This is a genomic window from Acidovorax sp. 35-64-16, assembly GCF_002281195.1.
GTDB lineage: Bacteria > Pseudomonadota > Gammaproteobacteria > Burkholderiales > Burkholderiaceae_C > Acidovorax > Acidovorax defluvii.
This window is the reverse complement of record NZ_NCFM01000051.1, coordinates 1-17,220: the sequence shown is the minus strand read 5'-3', so window position 1 is coordinate 17,220 and position 17,220 is coordinate 1. Positions and strand designations below refer to the sequence as shown.

General features: G+C 65.0%; 15 protein-coding genes. 12 read left to right on the top strand and 3 right to left on the bottom strand.

Going from position 1 to position 17,220, the window contains the following annotated elements; genetic code table 11:
- Positions 1-47 precede the first annotated feature (47 nt).
- Complete coding sequence (locus tag B7Y64_RS17765) at positions 48-1,754, bottom strand: electron transfer flavoprotein-ubiquinone oxidoreductase (protein ID WP_291329510.1); 1,707 nt, start codon at positions 1,752-1,754, stop codon at positions 48-50.
- Between the two features lie 142 nt (positions 1,755-1,896).
- Between B7Y64_RS17765 and B7Y64_RS17760 the strand changes: the two genes are divergently transcribed.
- From B7Y64_RS17760 to B7Y64_RS17750, 3 genes are read left to right on the top strand one after another with little or no spacing between them, the layout of a single operon-like run.
- Positions 1,897-2,679 carry an SDR family oxidoreductase gene (locus B7Y64_RS17760; RefSeq protein WP_024814957.1) on the top strand — a complete coding sequence of 261 codons (783 nt, stop codon included), beginning with the start codon at positions 1,897-1,899 and terminating at the stop codon, positions 2,677-2,679.
- Positions 2,669-3,595, top strand: a complete 927-nt coding sequence (locus B7Y64_RS17755) for a DMT family transporter (RefSeq protein WP_291325592.1) — start codon at positions 2,669-2,671, stop codon at positions 3,593-3,595. The genes B7Y64_RS17760 and B7Y64_RS17755 overlap by 11 nt, the downstream gene beginning before the upstream one ends.
- Positions 3,592-4,014 carry a thioesterase family protein gene (locus B7Y64_RS17750; protein ID WP_024814959.1) on the top strand — a complete coding sequence of 141 codons (423 nt, stop codon included), beginning with the start codon at positions 3,592-3,594 and terminating at the stop codon, positions 4,012-4,014. The genes B7Y64_RS17755 and B7Y64_RS17750 overlap by 4 nt, the downstream gene beginning before the upstream one ends.
- Positions 4,015-4,077: 63 nt before the next feature.
- Here the strand turns inward: B7Y64_RS17750 and B7Y64_RS17745 are convergent, their stop codons facing one another.
- Positions 4,078-4,662, bottom strand: coding sequence for a peroxidase-related enzyme (locus tag B7Y64_RS17745; protein ID WP_114655003.1), 585 nt, complete (start codon positions 4,660-4,662; stop codon positions 4,078-4,080).
- Here B7Y64_RS17745 and B7Y64_RS17740 point away from each other — a divergent pair.
- From B7Y64_RS17740 to B7Y64_RS17730, 3 genes are all read left to right on the top strand, one after another.
- A complete protein-coding gene (locus tag B7Y64_RS17740) occupies positions 4,661-4,912 on the top strand; it encodes a hypothetical protein (RefSeq protein WP_291329507.1) in 252 nt (83 codons plus the stop codon). The two genes, B7Y64_RS17745 and B7Y64_RS17740, sit on opposite strands and share 2 nt — an antisense overlap.
- Positions 4,909-7,062: a catalase/peroxidase HPI gene (gene katG / locus B7Y64_RS17735; protein WP_291329505.1), complete on the top strand. Its 2,154-nt coding sequence runs from the start codon at positions 4,909-4,911 to the stop codon at positions 7,060-7,062. Before B7Y64_RS17740 ends, katG begins: the two co-directional genes overlap by 4 nt.
- A 128-nt stretch (positions 7,063-7,190) precedes the next feature.
- On the top strand, positions 7,191-7,586 hold the full coding sequence (locus B7Y64_RS17730; RefSeq protein ID WP_291326218.1) for a carboxymuconolactone decarboxylase family protein: 396 nt from the start codon (positions 7,191-7,193) through the stop codon (positions 7,584-7,586).
- 26 nt (positions 7,587-7,612) lie between these two features.
- Here B7Y64_RS17730 and B7Y64_RS17725 read toward each other — a convergent pair whose 3' ends face one another.
- Complete coding sequence (locus B7Y64_RS17725) at positions 7,613-8,158, bottom strand: PAS and helix-turn-helix domain-containing protein (RefSeq protein WP_024814970.1); 546 nt, start codon at positions 8,156-8,158, stop codon at positions 7,613-7,615.
- 76 nt (positions 8,159-8,234) lie between these two features.
- Between B7Y64_RS17725 and B7Y64_RS17720 the strand changes: the two genes are divergently transcribed.
- The 6 genes from B7Y64_RS17720 to B7Y64_RS17695 all read left to right on the top strand — a co-directional run bounded on the left by B7Y64_RS17720 (position 8,235) and on the right by B7Y64_RS17695 (position 16,918).
- Positions 8,235-8,942, top strand: a complete 708-nt coding sequence (locus tag B7Y64_RS17720; protein ID WP_291326216.1) for a CoA transferase subunit A — start codon at positions 8,235-8,237, stop codon at positions 8,940-8,942.
- Positions 8,943-8,944: 2 nt separating this feature from the next.
- Positions 8,945-9,583, top strand: a complete 639-nt coding sequence (locus B7Y64_RS17715; protein ID WP_024814972.1) for a 3-oxoacid CoA-transferase subunit B — start codon at positions 8,945-8,947, stop codon at positions 9,581-9,583.
- A gap of 109 nt (positions 9,584-9,692) precedes the next feature.
- Positions 9,693-10,991, top strand: a complete 1,299-nt coding sequence (locus B7Y64_RS17710) for an HD domain-containing phosphohydrolase (RefSeq protein ID WP_291326214.1) — start codon at positions 9,693-9,695, stop codon at positions 10,989-10,991.
- 312 nt (positions 10,992-11,303) lie between these two features.
- The gene (gene imuA / locus B7Y64_RS17705; RefSeq protein WP_291329503.1) at positions 11,304-12,179 is read left to right on the top strand and encodes a translesion DNA synthesis-associated protein ImuA; all 876 of its coding nucleotides are present in this window, start codon (positions 11,304-11,306) and stop codon (positions 12,177-12,179) included.
- The gene (locus B7Y64_RS17700) at positions 12,142-13,653 is read left to right on the top strand and encodes a DNA polymerase Y family protein (protein WP_291329501.1); all 1,512 of its coding nucleotides are present in this window, start codon (positions 12,142-12,144) and stop codon (positions 13,651-13,653) included. Before imuA ends, B7Y64_RS17700 begins: the two co-directional genes overlap by 38 nt.
- 31 nt (positions 13,654-13,684) lie before the next feature.
- Positions 13,685-16,918 (top strand): error-prone DNA polymerase, encoded by a 3,234-nt coding sequence (locus B7Y64_RS17695; RefSeq protein WP_291329512.1) that lies wholly within the window; start codon positions 13,685-13,687, stop codon positions 16,916-16,918.
- The last annotated feature ends 302 nt before the right edge of the window (positions 16,919-17,220 follow it).

The following is a 17,220-nucleotide window of genomic DNA, read 5'->3' as shown; positions in this document are numbered from 1 at the left end:
AAAAAGGCCTGCAGCGCAGGCCCTTCATGCGCAAGCTGCTATGGTTTTTACATGCCCGAGTAGTTGGGGCCGCCGCCGCCTTCGGGTGTGACCCAGACAATGTTTTGCGTCGGGTCCTTGATGTCGCAGGTCTTGCAGTGCACGCAGTTTTGCGCGTTGATCTGCAGGCGCTGGGCATCGCCGCCCTTGGCCGTATCGGGCACGAACTCGTACACGCCGGCCGGGCAGTAGCGGGACTCGGGACCGGCATATTTGGCCAGGTTGATGTTCACCGGCACGCTGGCGTCTTTCAGCGTGAGGTGCGCTGGCTGGTTTTCGGCGTGGTTGGTGTTGCTCACGAACACGCTGGAGAGGCGGTCGAAGGTGATCTTGCCATCGGGCTTGGGATAAACGATGGGCTTGCACTCGGCGGCGGGCTTCAGATAGGCGTGGTCGGGCTTGTCGCGGTGCAGCGTCCATGGGATGTGGCCCTTGAGCGCGAACTGCTCGATACCGTTCATCACCGTGGCCACGGTCAGCCCCTTCTTGAACCAGGCCTTGAAGTTGCGTGCCTTGTTCAGCTCGGTGTGGAGCCAGCTGGCCTCGAACGCCTTGGGGTAGGCCGTGAGTTCGTCGTGCTGGCGCCCACCGGTGATGGCCTCATAGGCTGCCTCGGCGGCCAGCATGCCGGTCTTGATGGCGGCGTGGCTGCCCTTGATGCGGCTGACGTTGAGGTAACCCGCGTCGCAGCCCACGAGTGCACCGCCTGGGAACACCGTTTTGGGCAGGCTCATCAGGCCACCGGCCGTGATGGCGCGCGCGCCATAGCTGATGCGCTTGGCCGCCTTGATGCCCTTGGATTCGTCGCCTTCGAGGTAGTAGCGGATGTTGGCGTGCGTCTTCCAGCGCTGGAATTCCTCGAACGGGCTGAGGTAGGGGTTGGCGTAGTCCAGGCCGGTAATGAAGCCCAGCGTGACCTTGTTGTCTTCCATGTGGTACAGGAAGGCGCCGCCGTAGGTGTTGTTGTCCATAGGCCAGCCGGCGGTGTGCAGCACGAAGCCGGGCTGGTGGCGGGCGGGGTCGATTTCCCACAGCTCCTTGATGCCCAGGCCGTAGGTCTGTGGGTCGCTTTCGGCATCGAGCTTGAAGCGGGCGATGACCTGCTTGCCCAGATGGCCACGTGCGCCTTCGGCAAAGATGGTGTATTTGGCGTGCAGCTCCATGCCGAGCTGGAAGTCGCCCGTGGGCTCGCCTTCCTTGCTCACACCCATGTTGCCGGTGGCCACGCCCTTGACGCTGCCGTTGTCGTTGTAGAGCACTTCTGCGGCGGCAAAGCCGGGGAAAATTTCCACGCCCAGGTTCTCGGCCTGCTGCGCCAGCCAGCGGGTCACGTTGCCCAGGCTGACGATGTAGTTACCGTGGTTCTGAAAACAGCCTGGCAGCAGGAAGTTGGGCGTGCGAAACGACGATTTCTCGCCCAGGAACACCATGGCGTCGTCGGTGACGGGCTGGTTCAGCGGGGCGCCGAGTTCCTTCCAGTTGGGAATCAGCTCGGTCAGCGCCTTGGGGTCCATGATGGCGCCCGAAAGAATGTGCGCGCCGGGCTCGGAGCCTTTTTCGAGCACCACCACCGACACATCCTGGCCCTTTTCGGCGGCCAACTGCTTGAGCCGGATGGCGGTGGACAGGCCGGCGGGGCCGCCTCCCACCACGACCACGTCGTATTCCATGGCTTCGCGGGGGCCGTGTTGGGCGAGGATTTCTTGGTTTGTCATAGCGTCTCGTCGGGCGTTTGATAATGGGGTGATTTTCTTCAGGCAGTGCGGCAAAACACTGTCTGGCTGGCGACTGATTGTATTCATGGGAATACACACAATCGAACGATCGTTCTATTTTTGATCCATGGAGAGACTTTAAATGGCTTACAGCATCGATTTGTCCGGCCGCGTGGCCCTGGTGACGGGCGCATCCAGCGGCCTGGGCGCGCAGTTTGCGCGCACCCTGGCCCGCGCAGGCGCTGGTGTGGTGCTGGCCAGCCGCCGGCTGGAAAAGCTCAAGGAGTTGCGTGCCCGCATCGAGGGCGAAGGGGGCGACGCCCATGTCGTTGAACTCGATGTGACCGACCTCGATTCCATCAAGGCCGCCGTGGCCCACGCCGAGACAGAGATGGGGTCCATCGACATTCTGGTCAACAACTCGGGCGTAAGCACCACGCAGCGCATCCAGGATGTCACGCTTGAGGACTACGACTTCATCTTCGATACCAACGTCAAAGGCGCTTTCTTTGTGGCGCAAGAGGTGGGCAAGCGCATGCTGGCGCGCTCGCGCGGCGCGGCGCCGGGCAGCTTCACGGGCGGGCGCATCATCAACATTGCCTCCATGGCCGGGCTCAAGGTGCTGCCGCAAATCGGCGCTTATTGCATGAGCAAGGCCGCCGTGGTGCAGATGACCCGCGCCATGGCGCTGGAGTGGGGGCGTTTCGGCATCAACGTGAATGCCCTCTGCCCGGGTTACATCGACACCGAAATCAACCACAGCCACTGGCAGACCGAGCAGGGCCAAAAACTCATCTCCATGCTGCCGCGCAAGCGCGTGGGGCAGCCGCAGGACCTGGACGCCCTCATCGTGATGCTGGCCAGCGACCAGAGCCACTTTGTGAATGGCGCCGTGATCGCTGCCGACGACGGCTTTGCGGTCTGAGGCGCCGGCGGGCGCTGGCACCAGCGCCGGCATTCTGGCCGGGCTGGCGGCTGGCGCGCTGTGGGGGCTGTCGTTTGTAGCGCCCCGCATGGCCAGTGGCTTTGCGGCCATGGATGTGACGGCAGGGCGGTTCATCACCTACGGGCTGGTAGCGTTGGGCATGATGGCCTGGGGCCTGCACACCCGCCGCCTGCCCACGCCGCGCCAGTTTGTCGCCGCGCTGATGCTGAGCCTGCTGGGCTTTACCGGCTATTACCTGCTGCTGGTGCTGGCCATTCGAGACATGGGCGTGGCGATGCCGGCACTCATCATCGGCACCATCCCCGTGTGGGTGATGCTGCTGGGCAAGCCCCAGGGGCTGCGCTGGTCGGCCTTGCTGCCCGGACTGGGGCTGACGGTGGCAGGGCTGCTGCTGATGGCTGATGTTCCTGCCGGGGCGGATGAAGGCGCAAGCCAGGGACTGCATTTTTGGCGCGGCCTGGCATCGGCGGGCGGGGCGCTGGTGAGCTGGACGGCCTTTGCATTGCTGAATGCGGCCTGGCTCAAGCGCCACCCCGAGGTGCGCGCCACCGAATGGGCCAACTGGCTGGGCGTGGCCACCGGGCTGGGAGGGCTGGTGCTGTGGCTGCTGGCGGGCACACCGGCCGCCGAGCTGGCGACCACGCCGGGCATCGGCTTTTTTCTGCTGCTGTGCCTGGCCATCGGCTTCGGCTCGAGCTGGCTGGCCACCATCTTGTGGAATCTGGCCAGCCAGCGTCTTTCGGCCAGCCTGTGCGGGCAGCTCATCGTGAGCGAGACTCTCTTTGCGCTGGTTTATTCTTTTGCCTGGGACGGCCACTGGCCCGCGCCCGCTGAGTGGGCGGCCAGTGTGCTGTTCACGCTGGGCATCCTGGCATCCATCAAGGCACACCGATGAAGATCGAAATCCCCGAAGTCAAGAAGCTGGTTTACGAAATGCGCTTTCCCGTGCGCTGGGGCGACATGGACGCCATGGGCCATGTGAACAACACGGTTTATTTTCGTTACCTGGAAACGGCGCGCATCGAATGGATGGTGTCGGTGGGCTGCAATCCGGACCCGAAAGGGCAGGGCCCTGTCATCGTCAATGCGTTCTGCAACTTTTACCGGCAGCTCGAATTTCCGGCGGACGTGCTGCTCAAGTTGTATGTGAGCGACCCGGCGCGCACCACGTTCGAGACCTGGGGCACGATGGAACGCGTGGACCAGCCCGGCGTGGTTTGCGCCGCCGGTGGTGCCACCACCATCTGGGTGGATTTTCCACAGCAAAAAGCCGCCCCGCTGCCCGACTGGATGCGGGCATTGGTGACCGGATGATTTTTGAGTAAAAATGGCCTGTAGCGCTTATGGGTAAAGCGCTATAAGCTATTAAAATAATAGCTATTCGGTGGGCTTTTTGGCTTTGGGCAACCGGCCCATCAGGTAGAACTCGGGGTTGGGCTGCATGCCTGCAAAGCTGGCCATGCGGTTGGACAGGCCAAAAAACGCCGTGATGGCGGCAATGTCCCAGATGTCTTCGTCATCCAACCCGTGGGCGTGCAGGGCTGCAAAGTCGGCGTCTTCCACTTCGTGTGCGCGCTGGCACACCTTCATGGCGAAGTCGAGCATGGCGCGCTGGCGCGGCGTGATGTCGGCCTTGCGGTGGTTCACGGCCACCTGGTCGGCCACGAACGGCTTCTTTTCGTAGATGCGCAGGATCGCACCATGGGCCACCACGCAATACAGGCACTGGTTGGCGGCGCTGGTGGCCGTGACGATCATCTCGCGATCACCCTTGGTCAGGCTGCCTTCTTCCTTGAGCATCAATGCGTCGTGGTATGCAAAAAACGCCCGCCACTCGGCCGGGCGCCGCGCAAACGCCAGGAACACATTGGGAATGAAACCTGCTTTTTCTTGCACTTCCACGATGCGTGCGCGGATGTCTTCGGGCAGGGTGCTCAGGTCTGGAAAAGGGTAGCGGCTCATGGGGGTCTCCTGTGTTGTTGGTGTCGATTTCATTCACCGTACCACGGCGCCGGCGCAGGCAACGGTGCTGGAAGCTGTCGGTACTGCGGCCCCCTGCTGGCGTGGGTGGCGTGAAGCGGGATTTTTGGGTTCCGTGGGGTTGATGGAAATCATAAAAACTATCGGTATTTTTGTTTTAATTGATTTCTTATTTGTTGCGTCCCTTACTATCATTTTGCTTGCATTCATCCACACAAGGAGCGCTACATGACCGAAGAATCCAAATGCCCATTCCACGCCGCTGGTGCCAGCAGCAGCCGCACCAGCCGTGACTGGTGGCCGAATCAGTTGCGCGTGGATTTGCTGAACCAGCATTCCGAGCGCTCCAACCCCCTGGGCGAGAAATTCAACTACGCCGAAGAGTTCAAGAAACTCGACTATTCCGCGCTCAAGGCCGATCTGAAGGCGCTGCTGACCGATTCGCAGGACTGGTGGCCCGCCGACTGGGGCACCTACGCCGGCCTGTTCATCCGCATGGCATGGCACAGCGCAGGCACCTACCGCACGGTGGATGGCCGTGGCGGCGCCGGCCGTGGCCAGCAGCGTTTTGCCCCGCTCAACAGCTGGCCCGACAACGTGAGCCTGGACAAGGCGCGCCGCCTGCTGTGGCCGGTCAAGCAAAAGTATGGGCAAAAAATCTCGTGGGCCGATCTGATGATCCTGGCCGGCAATGTGGCGCTGGAAAACTCCGGCTTTCGCACCTTTGGCTTTGCCGCGGGTCGCGAAGATGTGTGGGAGCCCGACATGGACGTGAACTGGGGCGATGAGAAGGCCTGGCTCACCCACCGCAACCCCGAGGCATTGGCCAAGAACCCGCTGGCTGCCACCGAGATGGGCCTGATCTACGTCAACCCCGAAGGCCCCAACGCCAGTGGCGACCCGCGCTCGGCCGCAGCGGCCATCCGCGCCACCTTTGGCAACATGGCCATGGACGATGAAGAAATCGTGGCGCTGATCGCTGGTGGCCACACGCTGGGCAAAACCCACGGTGCCAGCGCGGCCAGCCATGTGGGTGTGGACCCCGAGGCCGCACCCATTGAGCAGATGGGGCTGGGCTGGACCAGCAGCCACGGCAGTGGCAGTGGCGCCGACGCCATCACCTCCGGCCTGGAGGTGGTGTGGACCCAGACCCCCACCCAGTGGAGCAACAACTTTTTCGAGAACCTGTTCAAGTTCGAATGGGTGCAGACGCGCAGCCCGGCCGGGGCCATCCAGTTCGAGGCCAAGGACGCGCCCGAGATCATTCCCGACCCGTTTGATCCCGCCAAGAAGCGCAAGCCCACGATGCTGGTCACCGACCTGACACTGCGCTTTGACCCGGAGTTCGAGAAGATCTCGCGCCGTTTCCTGAACGACCCGCAGGCGTTCAACGAAGCCTTTGCCCGCGCCTGGTTCAAGCTGACCCACCGCGACATGGGCCCCAAGGCACGTTACATGGGCCCCGAAGTTCCGAAGGAAGAATTGGTCTGGCAAGACCCGCTGCCCGCGCCGCTGCACAAGCCCACGGCTGCAGACATTGCCGACCTGAAAGCAAAAATCGCGTCCTCGGGCCTGTCGGTGAGCGAACTGGTGTCGGTGGCCTGGGCGTCGGCCTCCACGTTCCGGGGCGGGGACAAGCGCGGCGGGGCCAACGGTGCGCGCCTGGCGCTGGCCCCGCAAAAGGACTGGGCGGTGAACGCCATCGCTGTGGGCGTTTTGCCCCAATTGCAAGCCATCCAGCAGGCGTCTGGCAAGGCATCGCTGGCCGATGTGATCGTGCTCGCCGGTTTGGTGGGCGTGGAGCAGGCCGCCAAGGCTGCGGGTGTTTCGGTGCAAGTGCCCTTTGCCCCCGGCCGGGTCGATGCACGCCAGGACCAGACCGATGTTGCGTCCTTTGACGTGATGGAGCCGGTGGCCGATGGCTTGCGCAACTACCGCCGCGTTGCCAGCGGCCCCGCAACCGAAGAACTGTTGCTCGACAAGGCCCAGCAACTCACCCTCACGGCGCCGCAGCTGACAGCCCTGGTGGGTGGTCTGCGCGTGCTGGGCGCCAATTACGACGGCAGCCAGCACGGCGTGTTCACCGACAAGGTGGGCGTGCTCAGCAACGACTTCTTCGTCAACCTGCTGGACATGGGCACCGTCTGGAAGGCAGTGGACGAAACGGCACAGGTGTTTGAAGGCCGCGACCGCAAGACTGGCGCGGTCAAATACACCGCCACCCGCAACGACCTGGTGTTTGGCTCCAACTCGGTGCTGCGCGCCCTGGCCGAGGTGTATGCCAGCGCCGATGCCCAGGAAAAGTTCGTGCGCGACTTCGTCGCGGCCTGGACCAAGGTGATGAACCTGGACCGCTTCGACCTGGCTGAAGCAACTGCCTAACGCCTGAGGGTCTTGATAACGCCACCTGTCTGGCCCGCCATGGGCCGGGCAGGTGGCGTTCTGCTTTTCAGACGGGCGGGGCGGCTAACATGGCAGCCCTTTTTCTCAAGCCGCAATGGAGAGCCCGCATGACCCAACCCCCATCCACCAAAGACTTCGACAAAGGCCTGGCCACGCGCAAGCAGGTCATGGGCGAGGACTTCGTGGCCAATGCCTTTGGCAATGCCACGCCCTTCACCCAGCCGATTCAGGAATTCATTACCCGCAATGCCTGGGGCGATGTGTGGCAGCGCCCAGGGCTGGACATGAAAACCCGCAGCCTGATCACCGTGGCGTTTCTCACGGCGCTGGGCAAGCAGCACGAGCTCAAGGGCCATGTGCGTGGTGCGATCAACAATGGCGCCACGGTACAAGAGATTCAGGAAGTGCTGCTGCACGCCAGCATTTACTGCGGCCTTCCGGCAGCAGTAGAAGCTTTTCGCACCGCATCCGAGGTGGTGGACGGCAGCGGCAAGAAGCCCTGACGGCGGAAACTGTGGATTGTGTGGGGCTAACTGCCGGCCACCAGCTTGTGCACCAGATCGGCAGCGGTGGAGGCGTTGTACTTGCGCATCAGGCGGGCGCGGTAGATTTCCACGGTGCGGTGGCTGATCTCCAGGGCTTTGCCGATTTCCTTGGAGGTCAGGCCTTCCAGCAGTTTGGCCGCCACTTCGCGCTCGCGCCCGGTGAGCTCGGCCTTGACGGTGCGCTGCGAGCTGAGGTCTTCAAAGCTCCAGATACCCGATTCGTGGGGTGCTTGGCGGTTGAGGGCCCGGCCGGACACATGGCACCAGAACACTTCACCGTTGGCCCGTTTCATGATGCGGTTGTCGGCGTAGTGGCCCTTGGCGTTCAGGATGGGTTCCATGTGTGCACCGAGGCGTTCGTACTCGTCGGCACTGGGGTAGAGAATCTGAAAGGATTGCCCGATCAGCACCTCGCGCGAGGCCCCAAACATTTCGCAGACTTGCCTGTTGCAGTCCATCATGGTGCGGTTGCGTGAAAGCACCAAACCCACGGGAGCAAATTCAAAGGCCAGTCTGTAATCAACGTCCATAGTGCAAATCTTTACGGGGTACTACTTATAAGTCTACGTAGTATCGTAGCGTATCCAATCTATCAAGGAGAGCGTGGTGAAAAAGTTATTTCCTTCTGCAGCCAAGGCCCTTGAGGGCGTGGTTGCCGATGGCCAGTTGCTGGCCGTGGGTGGCTTCGGCCTGTGCGGTATTCCCGAGGCATTGATCGATGCACTGCGCGATACCGGGGTGAAAAACCTCACGGTGATTTCCAACAACGCGGGCGTGGACGGGTTTGGCCTGGGCAAGCTGCTCGAAACGCGCCAGATCAAGAAAATGATTTCGTCTTATGTGGGCGAGAACAAGGAGTTCGAGCGCCAGTACCTGGCCGGCGAACTGGAGTTGGAGTTCACACCCCAGGGCACGCTGGCCGAAAAGCTGCGTGCCGGTGGCGCCGGCATTCCGGCCTTCTTCACCAAGACTGGCGTGGGCACCATCGTGGCCGATGGCAAGGAGCTGCGTGAGTTCGATGGCGAAACCTATGTGATGGAGCGCTCGCTGGTGCCCGATGTGTCGCTGGTCAAAGCCTGGCGCGCCGACCAATCGGGCAACCTGCAGTTTCGCCTGACGGCACGCAACTTCAATCCCGCCGTGGCCATGGCCGGAAAGCTGTGCATCGTGGAGGTGGAAGAGGTGGTGGAAACGGGCTCGATCGACCCCGACCAGATCCATCTGCCCGGCATCTATGTGCACCGCATCGTGCACAACGCCCACCCTGAAAAGCGCATCGAGAAAAGAACCGTCACAGAGAAAGCAGGAGCCTGACCATGCCTTGGACCCAAGACCAGATGGCCGCCCGTGCGGCCCAAGAACTCGAAGACGGTTTCTATGTGAACCTGGGCATCGGCATTCCCACGCTGGTGGCCAACTTCACCGGCGACAAGGAAGTGTGGCTGCAGTCCGAGAACGGCATGCTGGGCATTGGCCCGTTTCCCACAGAAGACAAGGTGGACGCCGACCTCATCAACGCCGGCAAGCAGACCGTGACCACCATTCCCGGCTCGTCCATTTTTGGCAGCCACGACAGCTTTGCCATGATCCGTGGCGGCAAGATCAACCTGTCCATTTTGGGTGCCATGCAGGTCAGCGAGCAGGGCGACCTGGCCAACTGGATGATCCCCGGCAAGATGGTCAAGGGCATGGGCGGCGCCATGGACCTGGTCGCTGGCGTCAAGCGCGTGATCGTGCTCATGGAGCATGTGGCGCGCAAGAAAGACGGCACCGAGGACATGAAGATCCTGCCCCAGTGCACGCTGCCGCTCACGGGTGTGGGCGTGGTGGACCGCATCATCACCGACCTGGCCGTAATGGACGTGACGCCGCTGGGCCTCAAGGTGGTGGAGCTGGCGCCTGGCGTGACGTTTGACACGCTGCAGTCCAAAACGGGTGTCACGCTGCTGCAGTGAGGGCAGAGCTTGACTTCACTCAAGAAGGGCCCGCGCAAGCGGGCCTTTTGCCAGCGAAGTCCGACCGCTATGGTCTTATATTCAAGGCAGTCCCATTTGAAGTTTCCGCATGACTGATCCATTTTTGGCGGCCACTGCCCCTGACAGCCCGCACTACCTGCGTGCGCTCACCGACATGGCCGACCGGCGCGCGGTGGTGACCCAGGACGCCATCTATACCGACAATGGCATCAAGCTGGTGGAAAAAGGGGCCCGTATCGACAGCCGCCTGTATGACCGTCTGGTGCAGCACAAGCTGCGCGAACCCATCGATCGGCACCTCACGGTCGAGAATGCGGTGGATGTGTCGGCGCTGATTGCAGCCGGGCAGGATCTGGCCGAACAGGGCGTCTTGCCCCAGATGCTGGCGCAGGCCCTGGGTTCTGCCGGCAAGCTGCTGGCGCCTTTGCGCTCCGTTTCTCTGCCCGATCCTGTTGCCTTCAAGCTCACCGTCATGCGCGACCAGCGGCCCGGCCTTTTCGAGCACAGCCTGCAAATGATGATGGTGGCCGTTTTTCTGGGGCTGAAAAGTGGCCTGAGCGAACGTGATTGCGTGCCGCTGGCCGCTGCCGCGCTGCTGCATGACGCCGGTGTGCTGCACATGGATCCCTCCTGGATGGACCCCCTCAACAAGGTCACGGGTGTGCAGCGCAAGCATTTGGTGGCCCATCCCATCACCTCGATGCTGATGCTCAAGGATGCCGGCGTGTATCCCCGATCGGTGGAGATTGCCGTGCTCGAGCACCACGAGCGCATGGATGGCAGCGGTTATCCGCGCGGCTTGCCCGGGGCGGAAATTTCGCCCATGGGGCGCATCCTGCTGCTGGCCGAGGTGGTGACGGCCTTCTACGAAAAATACACCGACATGCCTGCCCAGCGGTTGTCTCTGGTGCTGCGCCTGAACCACCGCAAGTTCCCGGCCGCACTGGTGGCCCATGTGCTGCCCCTGCTGCATGAAGACGTGGCGCGCGATTCCGCCCTGATGCCCCTGGGCGCCGACGCGCCGGTGCAAATCGATACCCTGGCGGGCGCCTTTGAGCAATGGGAGCAGCTCAAGGCGGCATTGCCCCCCGCCGCCAGGCAAGAGCCGGGCAGTGTGTTCGCCTTTGCCGATATCCGGCTGCAGGCACTGCAAAAGGCGCTGATCGAAGCCGGATCCCACCCTCGGCAGCAAGGCGATCTGCTTGAACAGCTGCAAGGCGACGCCTTGGGGTTGGCCGAAGTCGCTCTGGTAGGGCGCGAAGCGCTGTGGCAGCTACAAAGCATCGTCAACGCCTGCTACCGCCGCTGGCCCCAGCTGACGGATCGCGCCAGCCCTGCGGATGCGGCAGTGGCCGACTGGTGTGATTGGGCGATGCGCAAGTTGTAGCCGTCAGCCTTTCGGAAACACGGTTGCCATGGTTCGCCCAGAACCGTGGGCGGCTGTCACGACAAACCAACTGGGGGCGGCAGGGTTGCCCTGTGCCAATGTGCCGGGGCATGGTCATGGATGGCCGCCTTGCGACGGGACCAGGGCGTGCGTTCACCTGCTGCTGTCTTGCGGGCGCCATGGTGGTACTTGCTTCGTTGGGCGCAGGCAAGAAGGGCCGACCGCCCAAAACCCTGTGGCAAGTTTTGGCCCACGATTCAAAATACTGGTTATATTTACAGTGTTTGCGTTTTCTGAAGCCCCTGTACCACCATGCCTGCACCACGCCCCCATCTGCGGGTTGCGTTCGACCTGCCTTCTGCCGTGCCCGGTGTCTGGCATGCGGACGCATTGGGTGCGGGCTCGCAGCCAGCGCAGCCCACGGGATTCGCGCTGCTCGATGCCCAGCTGCCAGGCGGTGGCTGGCCCGTGGGGGCCTTGAGCGAGGTATTGCAACCCATGGCGGGCCTGCACGAATGGCAGCTGGTGTTGCCCGCACTGGCGCAGGCAGCGGCCCGGCGCGTGGGGTGCGTGGTGGTGGTGGCGCCACCGTGTGAACCTTTTGGCCCGGCACTCAAGGCGCAGGGGCTTTTGGCAGAGCGCTTGTGCGTGGTGCGTGCCGACAACGCCAAGGCTGCGCTCTGGGCGGCCGAACAGGCGCTGCGCTGCCGTGATGTGCTGGCCGTCATGGCCTGGCTGCCGCAGGCGCAACCTGCGGCCTTGCGCCGGTTGCAACTGGCAGCGGCACAACAGCAGCAGTTGCTCTGGGTGTTTCGCCCGGTCAGTGCGGCACCGCAGGCCTCACCGGCCTTGCTGCGGTTGCAGGTGCAGGGGCTGGCCCTGCCGGGGGATGCCGCCGCATCGCCCGGCATGCAGGTGCAGATACTCAAGCGCCGGGGGCCACCCCTGGTGCAGGGGCTGGATCTGCCAGGCTGCCATCCCCGTCTGGCGCAGGTGCTGGCGGCGCAGGCCGAGCGCCGTCGCGCAGCGCAGTGGACCGCCAATGCCCTGGTGCTGCGCCGCAATACAACGCTGGACCTGGGGGCGCCAGCGGCGGCGCCGGTGCGCCTGGTGCAGGCGTCGGGGATTGCCGCGCCAGAGAGGAGGGGCCATGCACTGGATCGCGTTGCCGTTGCCGTGGTGCGATGAGCCTGCGGCAACTCCGGGTGCCGCTGAGCACGCTGCGGCGGCGGGCTGGTGGGCCTTGCGCTTTACGCCGCGCGTGGCGCTGGTGGATGGCGACACCGTGCTGCTGGAGGTGTCCACCACCGAGCGGCTCTGGGGCGGGCGCGATGCTTTGCTGGCGCAGGTGCTGCAGGCCTGGGCCGATGCATCGGTCGGGCTGCCGGATCACCCAGCCACCCGGGAAGCGGGGGTACCACCGCCTGGCACGCAGGCGGTGTGGGGCTGCGGGCAGACGGCCCTGGTGGCGCAGGCCTGGCTGCGCATGGCGCAGGCCGGGCGTACGCCATCAAGGCACAACGTGGAGGGCTTGCCTTTGCACACGCTGACCGCCCTGCGCCCGCATGTGGCCAGCCTGGAGCGCATGGGTTGCCGAACTTGGGGGGGCCTGCGGGCGCTGCCGAGTGCCGGGGTGGCCCGGCGTTTTGGTGCCAAGGTACTGAGGGTGCTGGATCAGGCCCTGGGCGATGCCCCCGAAGCCCATGCCTGGCTGGAGCTGCCCGAGCAGTTTGCGCTGACCGCCGAGCTGCCTGCACTGGCCGAGTCGGCCGATGCACTGCTCTGGAGTGTCAGCCGCTGCCTCACGGCCCTGCAGGGCTGGCTGCAGGCGCGCCAGCAGGGTGCACTGGCGCTGGATCTGGCCTGGCGCCACGACCTGCGGCGCATCGATGGCGTGGTCATTGCCCCCACGCAGGCCCTGCCGGTGCGCACCGCCCAGGCCACCCAAGACATGGCGCACCTGCGGCGCCTGTTGTCTGAAAACCTGGCGCGCACGGCGCTGGCGGCGCCGGTCAACCAGATCACGCTGCGCCTGCTCGAATCCGCCCCGTTGCCACACCGCAGTGCGAGTTTGCTGCCGCCCGGAGATCGCGTGGGCGGTGGCCGTGACGACCTGGGTGGAGCACCCGGCGAGGCCCTGCACCAGTTGCTTGAGCGCCTGTCGGCCCGCTTGGGGGCCGACCATGTGGTGGCCCCCGTGCTGCAGGCCGACCACCGGCCCGAGCGCATGCAGCAGTGGTGCCCTGCGGCCGAGGTGCTGGGCCATGGCTGTGCGCCCCCCGGCATCCAGACCCCCGACACAAAAGCCCCCGATGCCACCCTGTGGCCCACCTGGCTGCTGCGCCCACCCCGGCGGCTGGCGGTGCAGGGCAACCGCCCCTGCCACCACGGCGTGCTGCGCCTGCTGGCGGGGCCGCACCGGTTCGAGGCGGGCTGGTGGTCGGCCGCAGACGAGGGCGCTGGCGACCCGGCCCATCCCTGTGCAGGCCTGGCGCTGCGCGACTATTTTGTGGCGCACAACGATGTGGCGGGGTTGGTGTGGGTGTTTCGTGAGCGGTTGGCACCGCAGCCAGGCGGTGCGGTGCAAAAGGACGCGACGCAAAAGGGCGCGATGACGGCCGCGCAGCCGCACCGCTGGTTCCTGCACGGCATTTTTGGGTGAGACCATGGCGTCTTCCTCCATGCCGTCCGCAATGTCCGCTCCATCCGGGGGCGCCATGCCATCGCCTGCGCCCTTGCCGGGCTATGCCGAGCTGCATTGCCTGTCCAACTTCAGTTTTCAGCGTGGTGCCTCCCATCCCAAGGAACTGGTGGCCCGTGCCGCCCAACTGGGTTACCAGGCCCTGGCGCTGACCGATGAGTGCTCGGTGGCGGGTGTGGTGCGTGCCTGGGAGGCGGCCAAGGAATGCGGCTTGCACCTCATCGTGGGCAGCGAGTTTGTGTGGGGCGACCTGCGGCTGGTGGCCCTGGCGCGGGATGCGCAGGGGTGGGGCAACCTGTGCGAATTCATCACCGCGGCCCGCGCGGTGGCGCCCAAGGGGCAATACCACGTAGGCCCGGGCAGCCCCTTCAGCCTTTTGCAGGGGTGCGAGCTGCTGCTGGCCCCGTGCCGCGAGCGCATGGATGCTTCTGATTTCGTAGCTGTCAGCGCTTGCCTATCAAGCGCTAGAGCCCAATTTGGCTTGAATTTTGACGGCCACCTCTGGCTGGCGGTAGAGCTGCATCTGGCCCCCGACGACAGCCTGTGGCTGGCCACGCTGCAGCGTGCGGGCGCGGCGCTGGGCCTGCCGCTGGTGGCGGCGGGCGACGTGCACATGCACGCCCGCTCGCGCAAGCCGCTGCAGGACGTGATCACGGCCGTGCAGCGTGGGTGCAGCGTGGCCGAATGCGGCTTTGCCCTGCAGCCCAACGCCGAGCGCCACCTGCGCCAGCGCGTGCGCCTGGCAGGCATCTACCCGCCCGAGCTGCTGGCCGCCACGCTCACGGTGGCAGCGCGCTGCACTTTCAGCCTGGGCGAGATCCGCTACCAGTACCCACTGGAGACCGTGCCCTCCGGCATGACGCCGGCCCAGGCCTTGGCCTGGCTGGCACAAGAGGGGGCCATGGGCCGCTATCCGCAAGGGGTGCCCGACTGGATTGCCGCACAGATCCGCAAGGAGCTTGCGCTGATTGCGCACTGCCAGTACGAGATGTACTTCCTCACAGTGCACGACATCGTGCGCTTTGCGCGCAGCCAGGGCATCCTGTGCCAGGGGCGGGGCTCGGCCGCCAACTCGGTCGTCTGCTATGTGCTGGGCATCACGGCGGTGGCCCCCGAAGATTCGCACCTGCTGTTCGAGCGCTTCATCAGCAAAGAGCGCAGCGAGCCGCCCGACATCGACGTGGACTTCGAGCACGACCGGCGCGAGGAGGTCATCCAGTACATCTATGCCAAATACGGCCGCGACCGCGCCGCCATCACCGCGGTTGTCACCACCTACCGCACCCGCAGCGCCCTGCGCGATGTGGGCAAGGCCCTGGGTGTGGCGCCTGTCTTGGTCGATGCCTTTGCCAAAGACCACCACTGGTTTGACGAAGGCATTGCTGCCGACCGTCTGCAAGAGCTGGCGAAAGGCCTGGGGGTGCCGCTGCACCGGCACACCGCCGCGCTGTGGCTGGAGCTGGCCGCGCAGCTCAAGGGGTTTCCGCGCCACCTGAGCCAGCATGTGGGTGGCTTCGTGCTCACCCAGGGCAAGCTCACGCGCCTGGTGCCGGTGGAGCCCGCCAGCATGGAGGGCCGATCCGTCATCCAGTGGGACAAGGACGACCTGGACACCATGGGGCTGCTCAAGGTCGATGTGCTGGCGCTGGGCATGCTCAGCGCGCTGCGCCGCTGCCTCCAGCTGCGTGCCGTGCTGCGCGGCGAGCCATGGGGGCTGGCCGATATCCCCCGCGAAGATGCGGCCACCTACGACATGATCTGTGCCGCCGACACCGTGGGCGTGTTCCAGATCGAAAGCCGCGCGCAGATGAGCATGCTGCCGCGCCTGCAGCCGCGCGTGTTCTACGACCTGGTGGTCCAGGTGGCCATCGTGCGCCCCGGCCCCATCCAGGGTGGCATGGTGCACCCCTACCTGCAGGCGCGCGAGCGGCGGCGGCACGGCCAGCCGCTGGAGCTGGAAAAACCCGAACTCGAAGCCGCCCTGGCGCGCACGCTGGGCGTGCCCATCTTTCAGGAACAGGTGATGCAGATCGCCATGATCGCGGCGGGCTTTGGCCCCGGCATGGCCGACGACCTGCGCCGGTCCATGGCCGCCTGGAAGCGCAAGGGCGGCGTGCACCGGTTCGAGCGCCCGCTGATCGGCGGCATGGAGGCGCGCGGCTACCGCACCGAATTCGCACAGGCCATTTTTCAGCAGATGCTGGGCTTTGGCGAATACGGCTTTCCTGAAAGCCACGCCCACAGCTTTGCGCTGCTGTCTTATGCCAGCAGCTGGCTCAAGTGCCACGAACCCGCGTGTTTTCTGGCGGCGCTGCTCAATTCACTGCCCATGGGTTTTTACAGCGCCTCGCAACTGGTGCAAGACGCGCGCCGTCACGGCGTGCGCGTGCTGCCCATTGATGTGACCTGCAGCGACAACGAATGCACGCTCGAAGGCCCGGCAGAGCGCCTGCGGCCCGCCAGGGGCCTGCCCACGCCGCCGCTGCCGCAACCGGCCGTGCGCCTGGGCCTGTGCCTGGTCAGCGGCCTGCACGCCAGCGCCACGCAGCGCCTGGTGCAGGCCCGGGCCGCTGCGCCTTTCACCAGCACCGAAGACCTGGCCCTGCGCGCCCAGCTGAGCCAGCAGGACCTGCAGGCCCTGGCCGCGGCCGATGCGCTGGCCAGCCTGTCAGGCCACCGGCGCCAGCAGATGTGGGAGGCCGCCGCGCAGCACAGCGCGTCGCCCTTGTGGCGCGATGTGCCGGTGCACGAAGCGCCGCTTGAGTTGCAGGCGGCCCCCGAGGGGGAGGAAATCATGTTTGACTACGCCGCCACCGGCCTCACCCTGCGCCGCCACCCGCTGGCCCTGCTGCGCCCGCGCCTGGCGCGCTGGCGACTGCAGACCGCGCTGCAGCTGCACAGCGCACCCAACGGCCGCAAGGTGCGCGCCTGCGGCATCGTCACCATGCGCCAGCGCCCCGGCACGGCCAAGGGCACGATGTTTGTCACGCTCGAAGACGAGACCGGCCCCGTCAACGTGATCGTGTGGCCCGCACTGGTGGAGCATTGGCGTCAGCCACTACTGGGTGCGCGCCTGCTGGCGGTGGAGGGCGTGTGGCAGTGCAGCCCCCATGGGCCCGACGGCCAGGCCGTGGTGCGCCACCTGGTGGCCCAGCGCTTCAAAGACCTCACGCCCCTGCTGGGGCGCATGGCGCAGGCGTTGCAGGGCAGCCGGGATTTTCATTGAACCCGGAAGCGGCAGCTGGATGCGCCCGCCGGCGCCCAGAGCGCGGCAATGCCGGGTGCATAGCGCTTCACCCATCAGGTGAAGGCCATCGAAATCAACAACGATAAATTTCGTGCGGCTGGGCAAAGGGTACGAAGCGGTCAACTGCCGTTTGCAGGTTGAACGCAGGCCATGGAGCCTCATGAGGGTTTGAACCTAAAAACCGCAGTTGGATGCGCCTGCCAGTGCCATGATCGGCGTGCCAGGCAAGACGCGACGAGGCAGCGCACTCCTGTGCGCAACGAGGAGCAACGCCGCATGGC